This is a genomic window from Streptomyces sp. NPDC014727, assembly GCF_043083485.1.
Taxonomy (GTDB): Bacteria; Actinomycetota; Actinomycetes; order Streptomycetales; family Streptomycetaceae; genus Streptomyces.
Genome location: NZ_JBIBYR010000003.1, coordinates 470090 through 482131 on the forward strand (window position 1 = coordinate 470090; position 12042 = coordinate 482131).

A 12042-nucleotide genomic window follows, 5' to 3' on the forward strand; every position below is an offset into this window, starting at 1 on the left:
GCTTCCGCTCTTCCTGGACCGGACGGCGCACGGCCTAAGATCGTGCTGTGGCCGTCTTCCGGATCGAGCGCTTCACGCATCTTCCCACGGCCGAGGCGTGGCGCCGGGTGACCGACTGGGAACGGCACGCGGCGCACGTCCCGCTGACCACGATCACCGTCCGCACGGGGCCGCCGACCGGGACGGGGACCGTCTTCGTGGCGCGTACGGGTGTGGGTGCACTCGGGTTCGATGACCCCATGGAAGTGGTGCGGTGGACGCCGCCCGCCGCCGGGCGGGCGGGGCTGTGCCGGCTGGCGAAGCGCGGTTCGCTGGTGCTGGGGCGGGCGTCGATCGACGTGTATCCGACGGACTCCGGGTCCCATGTGGTGTGGGTGGAGGAGCTGAGTGTCCGGCTGCTGCCGCGGTGGGTCGATCCGTTGATCGCCGCGGCGGGCCGCCGGGTCTTCGGCCGGGTGCTCGACGGCATGCTTGACCGTCCGGCCGGTCCGTTTCCGCGTCCCGGCATGGTCGGGTGACCCGTGTGCCGCCGTTCGGAGTGATCCACCGGGCCCCGTGCGGCGACCCGGTGGAAGACTCGGCCGGGTGAGCGAATCCTCCGGTGACACGCCGCTGCGTTGCCTGGTGACCGGTGCCTCGGGGTACATCGGCGGCCGGCTGGTGCCCGCACTCCTGGACACCGGTCACCGGGTGCGCGTATTGGCCAGGGCCCCGCGGAAGCTGCGTGACCACCCGTGGGCGGACAGCGTCGAGGTGACCGAGGGGGATGTCTTCGACGCCGCTTCTGTGCGCGCGGCGATGCGGGACATGGACGTGGCCTACTATCTGGTGCACGCGCTCGGCTCCGGCCCGGGGTTCGAGGAGAAGGACCGAAAGGCGGCCCGGATCTTCGGCGAGCAGGCGCGGGCCGCGGGGGTCGGCCGGATCGTGTACCTCGGCGGACTCACCCCGACCGGGGTGCCCGGGCGGGAACTGTCACCGCATCTGCGGTCGCGGGCCGAGGTGGGGCGCATCCTGCTGGATTCCGGGGTGCCGACGGCCGTGCTGCGGGCCGCGGTCGTCATCGGATCGGGCTCGGCCTCGTTCGAGATTCTGCGCCATCTCACCGAACGGCTGCCGGTGATGATCACCCCGAGCTGGGTGCGCACGTCGATCCAGCCGATCGCGGTACGGGACGTCGTGCGGTATCTCGTCGGCTGCGCGCGTCTGCCGACCGAGGTGAACCGCACGTTCGACATCGGTGGCCCGGACGTCATGACGTACCGCGACATGATGCGGCGGTACGCCGAGATCGCCGGTCTGCCGCATCGGGTGATCCTTCCCGTACCCGTGCTCACGCCGGGACTCTCCAGTCTCTGGATCGGTCTGGTGACACCGGTGCCGCCCTCCATCGCCCGGCCGCTCGCGGAATCGCTGCGCCACGAGGTGGTCTGTCGCGAGCACGACATCGTCCGGTATGTGCCCGACCCGCCCGGCGGATCCATCGGCTTCGAGCGGGCGCTGCGGCTGGCGCTCCAACGGATCAAGGACGCCCGGGTCGACACCCGCTGGTCGTCCGCTGCGGTGCCCGGTGCGCCCAGTGACCCCTTGCCCACCGACCCCGACTGGTCCGGCGGCAGTCTCTACCACGACGAACGGGAACTGACCGTGCCGGTGGCGCCGGACGCGCTCTGGCGGGTGATCGAGGGCATCGGCGGCGAGAACGGCTGGTACTCCTTCCCGCTCGCCTGGGCCGTGCGGGGCTGGCTCGACCGGATCGTCGGCGGTGTCGGGCTGCGGCGCGGGCGGCGGGACGCGCAGCGGCTGCGGGTGGGCGACTCCTTGGACTTCTGGCGCGTGGAGGAGATCGTTCCCGGTGAGCTGCTGCGGCTGCGCGCGGAGATGCGGCTGCCCGGTCCGGCCTGGCTCGAACTGTCGGTGGACCGGAACGAACAGGGGCGGACGGTCTACCGGCAGCGGGCTCTGTTCCATCCGCGCGGACTGCTCGGCCACGCCTACTGGTGGAGCGTATGGCCGTTCCACTCGGTGGTGTTCGGCGGGATGGCCCGCAACATCACCGCGGCCGCGCGTGCGGTCCCGTAGTGATGGTCCAGGTAACTCACCTACAGGCAAGGACATCTGACGATACGTCAGCTATGGTGTGCGCGAACCGTCCGCCGCCGACCGCACGGGAGGTGCGATCCGTGTTCCGTCGACTCCGTTCCGTGGAACTCGACTTCGTCGAGTCCGCTCCGCTGCGACTGATCTTCGCCGCCGAGGTCTCCGCGCCGCCGCAGGAGGTCTACCGTGCGCTCGCGGACGATGTGGCGGGCTGGCCGGACTGGTTCACCTCGGTGACGGCGGCCCGGCCCACCCGGGCCGGCACGGGGCGCGAGGTCCGCCTCAAGGGGGGCACGGTACTGCGCGAGACGATCCTCGCGACGGAGCCGGGAGAGCGGTACGCCTACCGGGTCGACGAGTCCAACGCGCCTGGCGCTCGGGCGCTGCTGGAGGAGTGGCGGCTCACCCCCGCCGGGACCGGGACGCGGGTGCGGTGGACGTTCGCCGCGGACGGTTCCGCAGTCTTCCGGTTCGCGCTGCGGCTGGGCCGGTCGGGGGTGGGACGGGCGTTCCGGGACGCGGTGCGCATGCTCGACGGACGGCTGACCGGGCCCACGGCCTGAAAGCGGCCGTGGACCGCGCGGACCCCGTTCCGTCGGCTATCCGGGCCAGTCACCGCTGTGCAGGAAGGAGTCGATGGTCTCGGTGTACGGGGCGATGTCCAGGCCCTGTGCGGCGAGCCAGCTGTCGGAGTAGTACTTGTCGAGGTAGCGGTCGCCGGGGTCACAGATCAGGGTGACGATGCTGCCGGTGGCACCTTCCCCGACCATTTCCGCGACCAGTTTGAACGCACTCCACAGCCCGGTGCCGGTGGAGCCGCCCGCCTTCCGGCCGATGGCCTTCTCCAGGGCACGTACGGCGGCGACGCTGGCCGCGTCGGGCACCTTCATCATCCGGTCGATGGCCCCGGGCACGAAGCTCGGCTCCATCCGAGGTCTGCCGATGCCCTCGATCCGGGAGCCGCAGTCGCTGGTGGCGAGGGGGTCGTGATGGGTCCAGCCGTCGAAGAAACAGGAGTTCTCCGGGTCGGGCACACAGATCCTGGTGTCGAACTGCATGTAGTGCACATAGCGGGCGATGGTCGCCGAGGTGCCCCCGGTTCCGGCCGTGGCCACGATCCACGTCGGCTCCGGGTACCGCTCCAGTCTCAACTGCTGGTAGATCGACTCGGCGATGTTGTTGTTGCCGCGCCAGTCGGTGGCCCGTTCGGCGTAGGTGAACTGGTCCATGTAGTGGCCGCCGGTGTCGGCGGCCAGCGTCGCCGACTCCTCGTACAGCCTTCGCGAATCGTCGACGAAGTGGCAGCGGCCGCCGTGGAATTCGATCAGTCGGCATTTCTCGGGGCTGGTGGTGCGGGGCATCACGGCGATGAACGGCACACCGATCAGCTTGGCGAAGTACGCCTCCGAGACGGCCGTCGATCCGCTGGACGCCTCGATCACCGGCTTGCCGGGCCGGATCCAGCCGTTGCAGAGCCCGTAGAGGAAGAGCGAGCGGGCCAGTCTGTGCTTGAGGCTGCCGGTGGGGTGCGTCGACTCGTCCTTGAGGTAGAGGTCGATGCCCCATGCCTCGGGGAGCGGGAATCGCAGCAGATGAGTGTCCGCGGAGCGGTTGGCGTCGGCCTGGACCTTGCGCACGGCCTCATTCAGCCAGGCCCGGTACTCGGGGTCGGAACGGTCGATGTCAATGGTCGCCGCGGCCCGGCCGTCATGTGTGTGCTCACTGGTGCCCATCAGCGCGTTCCTCCTCGTGTCACCGGACTCTGCCCGCCAACGATATTCCCCCTACCTGCAGAAACGTTCACTTTGATGTCCCATAGCCCCGCCTTGGCCTCGACGGACCGGGCGGCCGTGACATTGCGCCGTGACGCGGCCTGGCGCGTCGCTCCCGGGTTGTGCAGACTGCCCATCAGAGACACCACGAAGGGGGCGAAGCGGCCATGCCGGAAACGGAGTTCAGCGCGACGGGGGTACGGATCGAGCGGTGGGCCCGCTCGCTCACCACGGCCGGGCAGGTGATCGTCAAGGACGGCAGGCTGGCCCTGCTGACCAGCTACGGGCGGGAGATCGACAGCGCCCCCGTGGTGGCGGTCAGCGCGGGCAGGCCGTGGTTCGCCGGGGCCGGTGCGACCGTGGCACGTCTCAACGGGACGCGGTACCGGCTGACGATGGGGCAGCGCAATCACGGTCCGGACACGGCGGGGCCCACGCGCAGGTTCCTCGAAACGCTGCGCAGTGCGGGCGGCCGGATGATCTGACGGGGCGGTGCCGCCGGGAGGGGCACCGTGAGTTGCGGACCCGTGACCCCTGAGCGACATTGGTCACAGTCACTCATGGTTCACCGGCGGTGACACTCGGATCCGCACCGTCGGGCCGGACTCAGCGGCTGGATGTCCGCTGGCTCCGTTCCTCCGTCTTCTTCCGGACCTATTTCGGGGAGTCGCAGCCGTGATCAGCGAGCCAAGCAGGCACTGCACGGTGGAGCTCCAGGCCCTGCCGTCGCGGATCGGTCAGGTCCGCAGAATCGTTTCGGCGCAGCTGCGCTACTGGCACCTCGATCCTTTGATCGACCCTGCGGCGCTCGGCGTCACCGAACTGCTGACCAATGTCCACCGGCATGCCCAGCCGGACAAGTCATGCACCGTCGAGATCGAGTTGCTGCTCGAACGGCTGACGGTGTCCGTCCACGATCACGACCCCCGCCTGCCGACCGTGCGCGAGGCCACCGCGTCCAGCACGTCGGGGCGTGGGCTCGCCCTGATCGCCGCGGTCAGCGAGAGCTGGGGGGTGTGCCCGAGGGGCGGGGCCGGGAAGGTCGTCTGGTTCACGCTTCCGGCACCTCCCCTGTTCGCCGCACAGCCGCCCCACCTGGTGTACGGGGCGACGACTGACGGACCGTTCGAGCCTGACGCCGTCGTGTACCTGGAGAGCGCCACGCCGTCCGCCGCCCGGTCGGCGGTGGTCGGGTAGCGGACGCAAGGAGGAGCGGGCGTCGGCCGACGCCCCGCTCCTCCTTCCGCACTCCTCCCGCCGTGCCGCTCCCGCGGCGGATTCCGCTGTGCGCTACTCGGCGGCGACCGCTCGGAGCACGTCCAGCCGGGCTGCCCGGCGGGCCGGCCGTCGGCCCGCCAGCGCCCCGGCCGTGGTCCCGACGAGGGCGACCGCCAGGAGCCGTAGCGGCGGGAGCGTGAAGGCGAGGGAAGTGCCGCCCGTGGACGCGGACGCCTTGACCAGCACCCAGCCGAGGAAGCCGCCGAGCAGCAGACCGCCCGCCGTACCGAACGCCGCGACCAGGACGGACTCCCAGCGGACCATGGACCGCAGTTGGCTCCGAGTCTGCCCGACGGCCCGCAACAGGCCCAGTTCCCTGGTGCGTTCGTGCAGGGCCAAGGTGAGTGTGTTGGCGATGCCCAGCAGGGCGATCAGCACGGCGAGCGCCAGCAGGGCGTAGACCAGGGTGAGCATCATGTCGATGCCGCCCGCCGAGGACTGCGCGTACTCGCTGCGGGTCTGTACGTCCGGGTTGCCGTACGCCGCCGCGGTCCTGACGACCGCCGCCTTGCCCTCGGCGGTGGACACACCGGGCTCGAAGGAGACGGCGATCAGCAAGTCGGAGTCCTGCGCGCGGTGCGGGGCCCAGGCCTGACGGGTGATGACGTAGTCGCCCGCGAGTTCCGACCGTGCGTAGACGGCGCGGACCGTGAAGTTCCGCTGCGTGCCGTCGGGGAAGGCGAGCCGTACGGAGGAGCCGGTGCGCAGTCCGCGCTCGGCCGCCTCGGTGCCGGACACGGCGATCCCGTGCGCGCCCAGGTCCTTCAGGGACCCGTCGACCCGTCCGAGGTCGAAGACCCTGCCGAGCGCGGCCGGGTCGGTGACGGTCAGGGCACGTCCCGCGCCGTCGGCCTCGGCGACCCCTTTGCCGAGGCCGACGGCGGTCGCGACCTGCGGCAGCCGGGCGACCGCCGGGGCGAGCCGGGGGCTGAGGCCGCTGCCGCCCGCGCCGAAGGCGGGGGCGCTGACGGCGACGTCGCCCGCGAAGGACCGGTCCACCGTCCGGTTCATGGTCGCCTTCAGCGAGGCGCCGAAGACGGTGAAGAGACAGACCACGGCGACGCCGATCATCAGCGCGGTCGCGGTGGAGGCGGTCCGCCGGGGGTTGCGCAGGGCGTTGCGCACGGCCAGTCGGCCCGCGACGCCGCGCAGCCGGTCGAGCGGGGCGCCGAGGAACCGTACGGCGTACGAGGAGGCGACGGGTCCGAGCACCACGAACGCGGCGACTGCCAGCACCGCGCCGATGGCCGTCGGCCGGACGGACGGATCGCCCGACACACCGGTCAGGATGGTGCCGACGGAAGTCAGCAGGAGCACGGACCCGGCGAGGGCGCGCGTCCGGGAGGCCGCGGAGTCGTCGACGGCGCTCTCGCGCAGGGCGGCGAGGGGGGCGGTGCGTCCGGCCCGGACCGCGGGCAGGAGGGCGGAGCCGAGACAGACGAGGACGCCGACGGCGAGCGGCAGCAGCAGGGACACCGCGCCGATCACCAGCGCGCCCTCGGGGAACGGGAATCCGACGGCGGGAAAGAGCGCCCGCAGTCCGGCGGCGATGCCGATGCCACCGGCCAGGCCGGCCGCGGAGACGATCACGCCGACCACTGTCGCCTCGACGAGTGTCGCGCCCACGACCTGCCGACGGGCAGCCCCGAGGGCGCGCAACAGCGCGTTCTCGCGGGTTCGCTGGGCGACGACGATCGCGAAGGTGTTGTGGATGGAGAAGGAGGCGACGAGCAGCACGATCCCGGAGAACACCAGCAGCAGCGTGGTGAACACACTGAGGAACGCCCCGGAGATCAGGTCCCGGTTCTCGGCGGCCGAGGCCTGTCCGGTGATGGCCTCGACTCCCCCGGGCAGTACGGGGCGCAGCGTGTCGACGAGTTCCTGCTGGCTGGTGCCCGGGGCCGCACGCACCTGGATGGCCGATGCCTCGCCGGGTTTCGGCGTGAGGTACTTCTCCGCATCAGCCTGCGTCAGCGCGGTGTAGGTGACCTGCCCCATGCCGTCCTGGCCGCCGAAGGTGGCCAGACCGACGATCCTGACGTGTACGGGGTCGGGGGTGCGCAGCACGGTCGTGTCGCCGATCCTGAGCCCGCCCTGGGCGGCGGTGCCGCGATTGACCACGGCTTCACCGGGCGCGGACGGAGCGCGCCCGGCGGCGAGGCGGTACGGGTTGAGCTTCGGGTCGTCGATCCAGTTACCGGCCAGGGTGGGCGGCCCCTGGCCTCCGACGGGTGTGCCGTCGGAGCCGATGAGCTGACCGGCGCCCTGGATGTCGGGCGCCGCCGCGGCGACCCCGGGGATCCGCTCGATCCTCTGCACGAGTGCGGTGTTCACCGGTTGCCGGGCGCCCTGGGACTCACCGGCGACGGTGACGACATTGGAGCCGCGCACCACGGCGTCGGTACCGGCGGTCGCGTTGCCGAACATGGTGTCGAAGCTCGCGCGCAGGGTGTCGCCCATGACGAGCGTCCCGGTGAGGAACGCGACGCCGAGCAGGACGGCGACGCATGTGCCTGCGAACCGGCGCTTGTGGGCACGGAGCGAGGAGATGCTCAGGCGTACGGAGGTACGGGTGCCGGTCATCTCGTCACCGCCTGTGGGTGGGGCGGGGCGAAGGACTTGAAGCGGTCGAGCACGCGCTCCGCCGTGGGGTCGGGCATTCGGTCGACGAGCCTGCCGTCGGCGAGGAAGACGACCTCGTCGGCATGGGCCGCGGCAACCGGGTCATGGGTCACCATGACGACGGTGCGGGCGGTCTGCCGGACGGTGCGGCCGAGCAGCCGGAGCACCTCCTGGCCGGAGCGGGAGTCGAGGTTGCCGGTCGGTTCGTCGGCGAAGACGACGTCGGGGCTGCCTGCGAAGGCCCGCGCGACCGCCACGCGTTGCTGCTGTCCGCCGGAGAGTTCACCGGGTCGGTGGTGCAGCCGGTCCCGCAGTCCGACGGCGTCGACGAGCGCGTCGAGCCACTCCGGGTCGGGCCGCTCCCCCGCGAGGTCCAGGGGCAGGGTGATGTTCTCGGCGACGGTGAGCGTCGGCAGGAGGTTGAAGGACTGGAAGACGAAACCGATGCGTCGGCGGCGCAAGAGGGTGAGCCTGCGGTCGTCGAGGGTGCTGAGATCGGTGTCGCCGATGAAGGCCGAGCCGGAGGTGAGGGTGTCGAGTCCGGCCGCGCAGTGCGTCAGGGTGGATTTGCCGGAGCCGGAGGGGCCCATGATGGCGGTGAAGCGGCCCGCCGGGAAGTCGACGCTCACCCCGTCCAGTGCCCTGACCCGGGTGTCGCCGCTGCCGTAGAGCTTCACGGCGTCCACGACCCGGGCTGCGGCGTCGGAGGTGGGGGCGGACTCGGAGGTGGGGACGGTGGTGGTCATGCCGGTCCTGCCTTGCTGCCGCGGCCGAACTGTTCGTCGAGGACGGAGATCCTGCGCCAGTACTCGTCCTCCTCGATCTCTCCGGCCGCGAAACGGCGGCCGAGCACGGCCGTCCCCGTCACGCTAGCGCGGCCAGCGGATCGTCCAGCACCGGCTGCCAGGCCAGTTCCGCCGCGCCCACCAGGCTGTTGTGGTCGAGCGTGCACGGCAGGATCGGCACACTGCCGCTGCGCCCCCACAGGCTGCGGTCGGCCACCACCGCGCGCAGCCGTTCCGGATCCGCGTCGAGCAGGGCCCGGTGCAGGCCGCCGAGGATGATGCGGTCGGGGTTGAGGATGTTGACCAGTCCCGCGAGCCCGAGGCCGAGCCGGTCGATCAGCTCCTCGGCCGCGCCCCGCACCGCCGCGTCCTCGTACTCCGTGCGCAGCAGATCGCCGGCCTGCTTGAGCAGCGACTCCTCCGGACCGGGTTCGCGGTGGGCGGCGACGAGGAAGGCCAGCGGGTCGGTCTCGACGTCCAGGCAGCCCCGGCCACCGCAGTGGCACGGGCGGCCCTCCGGGTTCACCGTGAGATGCCCGACCTCCAGCGCCAGTCCCGAACTCCCGGTGTGCAGACGGCCGTCGAGGACCAGAGCACCGCCCACTCCCCGGTGCCCGGTGGCCACACAGAGCAGATGCTGGGCACCGCGCCCAGCACCGTGCCGGTGTTCGGCGAGCGCGGCGAGATTGACGTCGTTCCCGGTGAACGCCGGTCCGGGGATGCCCGCTTCCCGTACGCAGGCAGCGAAGATCTCACGCACCGGTGCCCCCGCCGGCCAGGCGATGTGCAGCGGGTTGAGCGCGGTGCCCTCCGGCTCGGCGACCGCGGACGGCACCGCGAGGCCCGCCCCGACGCAGCGCAGCCCGCTGTCGCGGAGCAGCCGGGCGCAGTCGTCGACCACTTCGCCGATGACCTGCGCCGGGTCCGCCGTGACGGTGACGCAGCCGGGGGCGGTGGCGACGAGCCGTCCGCCGAGCCCGACGAGCGCGGCCCGGAACCCGTCGGCGTGCACCTGCGCGGCGATCGCGACGGGCCCCGACTCACGGATGGCCAGCCGGTGCGAGGGGCGCCCCTGCGATCCGGCGGCGGAGCCCGGACGGGAGTCGACCCGGATCAGGCCGAGCGCCTCCAGTTCCGCGGCGACCGCGCCGGCCGTCGCCCGGGTGACGCCGAGTTCGGAGGTGAGGACGGCGCGGGTGGGCGCGCGTCCGGTGTGGACCAGTTCCAGCGCGGGTCCGAGCGCGCTGCGGCCCCTCTCCAATTTTGTCCGGGTGGTGGTCACCTTGCCGTTCATGGGGGCGAGTCTCCCATGATCCGGAGGTGCCGCCGACGCCCTGGTGGCTCAGTTGTGCCCCTTGCGGCCGCCGCGGGCGGCCGTCTTGCGCCCGTTGTCCGGACGCCCCTATGCTGAGTTTGTGCCGCAACTAAACAAACTGCGGACGGCCCTGCCGGGGGGACCGGGCGGAGACACCGCCCCACCTTCGACGACCAGCCTCCGTACCGCGCTGACCGTGTTCTTCGCCCTCGACGGCTTCCTCTTCGCCGGCTGGGTGGTCCGCATCCCTGCGATCAAGCACCAGACCGGTGCTTCGGCCTCCGCCCTGGGGCTCGCTCTGCTCGGCGTATCCGCCGGGGCCGTGGTGACCATGATGCTCACCGGCCGGCTGTGCCGTCGCCTCGGCAGCCACCCGGTCACCGTGGTCTGCAGCGTCCTTCTCTCGCTGAGCATCGCCCTGCCCGCACAGACGCATTCGGCCCTTGCGCTCGGCTCGGTGCTGTTGGTCTTCGGGGCCGCGTACGGCGGGATGAACGTGGCGATGAACAGCGCGGCGGTCGATCTGGTGGCCGCGCTGCGGCGCCCGGTGATGCCGAGCTTCCACGCCGCGTTCAGCCTCGGCGGAATGGTCGGTGCCGGGCTCGGCGCACTGGTCGCGGGCGGCCTCTCCCCCGCCGCGCACCTCTTGGTCCTCACCGGGGTCGGACTCCTCGTCACCGCGGCGGCCGGACCGGCGCTGCTGCGCCACCGGGCACCGAAATCCGCACCCGCCGCCGGCGGGGCGCGAAAGCCGCGGCGACTGGACGGGCGGGCCCGCCGCCTGGTGCTCCTCTTCGGAGTGATCGCGCTGTGCACCGCGTACGGCGAAGGGGCGCTGGCCGACTGGGGCGCCCTTCATCTGGAACAGGATCTGGACGCCCACCCGGGCACCGCCGCCGCCGGGTACTCCCTGTTCGCACTGGCCATGACGGCCGGCCGGCTCAGCGGCACAGCACTGCTCGAACGGCTCGGCCAGACTCGGACCCTGGTCGTGGGCGGAGTCACGGCCGCCGCCGGAATGCTGCTCGGCTCACTGGCCCCGACCGTCTGGGCGGCGCTCATCGGTTTCGCCGTCACCGGCCTCGGTCTGGCCAACATCTTTCCCGTCGCGGTCGGCCGGGCCGGCGAGCTGGCCGGGCCGGGTGGAGTGGCCGCCGCGTCGACGCTCGGCTACGGAGGAATGCTGCTCGGACCGCCCGCGATCGGCTTCCTGGCCGACTGGGCCTCCCTCCCGGCGGCCCTCACCACGGTGGCGCTGCTGGCCACCGCGGCAGCCGCGCTGGGGTACGGAGCGCGCAACGCCGCACACGCCTGAGAGACCGGCCGCACCGCGTGGGACGGCCGGAACCACCCCTCCGGGCAGGCCGGACCACTGACACAATCGAAGCCATGGAGATCACGGACCACATCGAGTCCCTGGCCGACGAGGGACGGATGCTGGCAACCGCCGCGCAGGAGGCGGGCACGGGGACACCGGTGCCCACCTGTCCGGGCTGGCAGGTGCGTGATCTGGTCCGGCACACGGGGATGGTGCATCGCTGGGCAACCGCCCTGGTCGTCGGGGGACACACCGCGTACCGGCCCGCCGACGGGGAACCCGATCTGGACGGGACCGAGTTGCTCGGCTGGTTCCGCGAGGGCCACCGCCTCCTGGTCGACGCGCTGCGGGCCGCGCCCGCCGGACTGGAGTGCTGGACCTTCATGCCCGCACCGTCGCCACTGGCCTTCTGGGCGCGACGGCAGACGCACGAGACCACGATTCACCGGGTGGACGCGGAGTCGGCACGCGGCGGGCGGCTGTCGCCGGTGACGGCCGATCACGCGGTCGACGGGATCGACGAGTTGCTGCGCGGATTCCATGCGCGCGCCAAGAGCAGAGTGCGCACCCGCACACCTCGCACCCTGCGGGTGCGGGCCACCGACGCGGGCACCACGTGGACCGTACGGCTCTCACCGGAACCGCCCCAGACCGTACGGCATGAAGCGGCTCCCGAAGAGGGCTCGGCGGACTGCGAGTTGAGCGCGACGGCTGGTGAGCTCTATCTGGCGCTCTGGAACCGGCTGCCGCTCACCGCGATCACCGTGACGGGCGAGGGCGAACCGGCCCGGATCTGGCGCGAGAACTCCGGGGTGACCTGGTCCTGAGCGCGGCACGGGTCGAGGCTGTGTC

General features: G+C 72.0%; 11 protein-coding genes and 1 pseudogene. 7 read left to right on the forward strand and 5 right to left on the reverse strand.

Going from position 1 to position 12042, the window contains the following annotated elements; all coding sequences use genetic code 11:
• Window positions 1-47 precede the first annotated feature (47 nt).
• The 3 genes from ACF1B9_RS08180 (at window position 48) to ACF1B9_RS08190 (ending at window position 2663) form a co-directional block, all read left to right on the forward strand.
• Window positions 48-518, forward strand: coding sequence for an SRPBCC family protein (locus ACF1B9_RS08180; protein ID WP_391739714.1), 471 nt, complete (start codon window positions 48-50; stop codon window positions 516-518).
• Window positions 519-585: 67 nt separating this feature from the next.
• Window positions 586-2082 carry an SDR family oxidoreductase gene (locus ACF1B9_RS08185; protein WP_391739715.1) on the forward strand — a complete coding sequence of 499 codons (1497 nt, stop codon included), beginning with the start codon at window positions 586-588 and terminating at the stop codon, window positions 2080-2082.
• 101 nt (window positions 2083-2183) lie between these two features.
• A complete protein-coding gene (locus ACF1B9_RS08190) occupies window positions 2184-2663 on the forward strand; it encodes an SRPBCC family protein (RefSeq protein ID WP_391739716.1) in 480 nt (159 codons plus the stop codon).
• A 36-nt stretch (window positions 2664-2699) separates the two neighbouring features.
• Here ACF1B9_RS08190 and ACF1B9_RS08195 read toward each other — a convergent pair whose 3' ends face one another.
• Complete coding sequence (locus tag ACF1B9_RS08195; RefSeq protein ID WP_391739717.1) at window positions 2700-3833, reverse strand: PLP-dependent cysteine synthase family protein; 1134 nt, start codon at window positions 3831-3833, stop codon at window positions 2700-2702.
• Window positions 3834-4039: 206 nt separating this feature from the next.
• Here ACF1B9_RS08195 and ACF1B9_RS08200 point away from each other — a divergent pair, with 206 nt between their 5' ends.
• Complete coding sequence (locus tag ACF1B9_RS08200; protein ID WP_391739718.1) at window positions 4040-4357, forward strand: hypothetical protein; 318 nt, start codon at window positions 4040-4042, stop codon at window positions 4355-4357.
• A 190-nt stretch (window positions 4358-4547) separates the two neighbouring features.
• Window positions 4548-5069 (forward strand): ATP-binding protein, encoded by a 522-nt coding sequence (locus ACF1B9_RS08205; RefSeq protein WP_391739719.1) that lies wholly within the window; start codon window positions 4548-4550, stop codon window positions 5067-5069.
• 93 nt (window positions 5070-5162) lie between these two features.
• On the opposite strand, the gene ACF1B9_RS08210 is transcribed toward ACF1B9_RS08205, so the two are convergent.
• From ACF1B9_RS08210 to ACF1B9_RS08225, 4 genes and pseudogenes are all read right to left on the reverse strand, one after another.
• Window positions 5163-7733: an ABC transporter permease gene (locus ACF1B9_RS08210; protein WP_391739720.1), complete on the reverse strand. Its 2571-nt coding sequence runs from the start codon at window positions 7731-7733 to the stop codon at window positions 5163-5165.
• The gene (locus tag ACF1B9_RS08215) at window positions 7730-8518 is read right to left on the reverse strand and encodes an ABC transporter ATP-binding protein (RefSeq protein ID WP_391739721.1); all 789 of its coding nucleotides are present in this window, start codon (window positions 8516-8518) and stop codon (window positions 7730-7732) included. The genes ACF1B9_RS08210 and ACF1B9_RS08215 overlap by 4 nt, the downstream gene beginning before the upstream one ends.
• Window positions 8515-8628, reverse strand: a pseudogene (locus ACF1B9_RS08220) (SHOCT domain-containing protein); the annotation flags it as partial. The pseudogene ACF1B9_RS08220 and the gene ACF1B9_RS08215, both read right to left, overlap by 4 nt.
• Before the next feature lie 8 nt (window positions 8629-8636).
• On the reverse strand, window positions 8637-9851 hold the full coding sequence (locus tag ACF1B9_RS08225) for an ROK family protein (RefSeq protein ID WP_391739722.1): 1215 nt from the start codon (window positions 9849-9851) through the stop codon (window positions 8637-8639).
• A gap of 121 nt (window positions 9852-9972) precedes the next feature.
• Between ACF1B9_RS08225 and ACF1B9_RS08230 the strand changes: the two genes are divergently transcribed.
• Window positions 9973-11187 (forward strand): MFS transporter, encoded by a 1215-nt coding sequence (locus ACF1B9_RS08230; RefSeq protein WP_391739723.1) that lies wholly within the window; start codon window positions 9973-9975, stop codon window positions 11185-11187.
• A 74-nt stretch (window positions 11188-11261) separates the two neighbouring features.
• Entirely contained in the window at window positions 11262-12017 is a 756-nt protein-coding gene (locus ACF1B9_RS08235) for a maleylpyruvate isomerase family mycothiol-dependent enzyme (protein WP_391739724.1), read from the forward strand.
• Window positions 12018-12042: the final 25 nt, after the last annotated feature.

What these genes read in the sequence shown, in the direction of transcription:
- ACF1B9_RS08195 (WP_391739717.1), bottom strand. Translation starts at nt 3,833, where the DNA reads ATGGGCACCAGTGAGCACACACATGACGGCCGGGCCGCGGCGACCATT.
- ACF1B9_RS08225 (WP_391739722.1), bottom strand. Translation starts at nt 9,851, where the DNA reads ATGAACGGCAAGGTGACCACCACCCGGACAAAATTGGAGAGGGGCCGC.
- ACF1B9_RS08235 (WP_391739724.1), top strand. Translation starts at nt 11,262, where the DNA reads ATGGAGATCACGGACCACATCGAGTCCCTGGCCGACGAGGGACGGATG.
- ACF1B9_RS08210 (WP_391739720.1), bottom strand. Translation starts at nt 7,733, where the DNA reads ATGACCGGCACCCGTACCTCCGTACGCCTGAGCATCTCCTCGCTCCGT.
- ACF1B9_RS08215 (WP_391739721.1), bottom strand. Translation starts at nt 8,518, where the DNA reads ATGACCACCACCGTCCCCACCTCCGAGTCCGCCCCCACCTCCGACGCC.
- ACF1B9_RS08200 (WP_391739718.1), top strand. Translation starts at nt 4,040, where the DNA reads ATGCCGGAAACGGAGTTCAGCGCGACGGGGGTACGGATCGAGCGGTGG.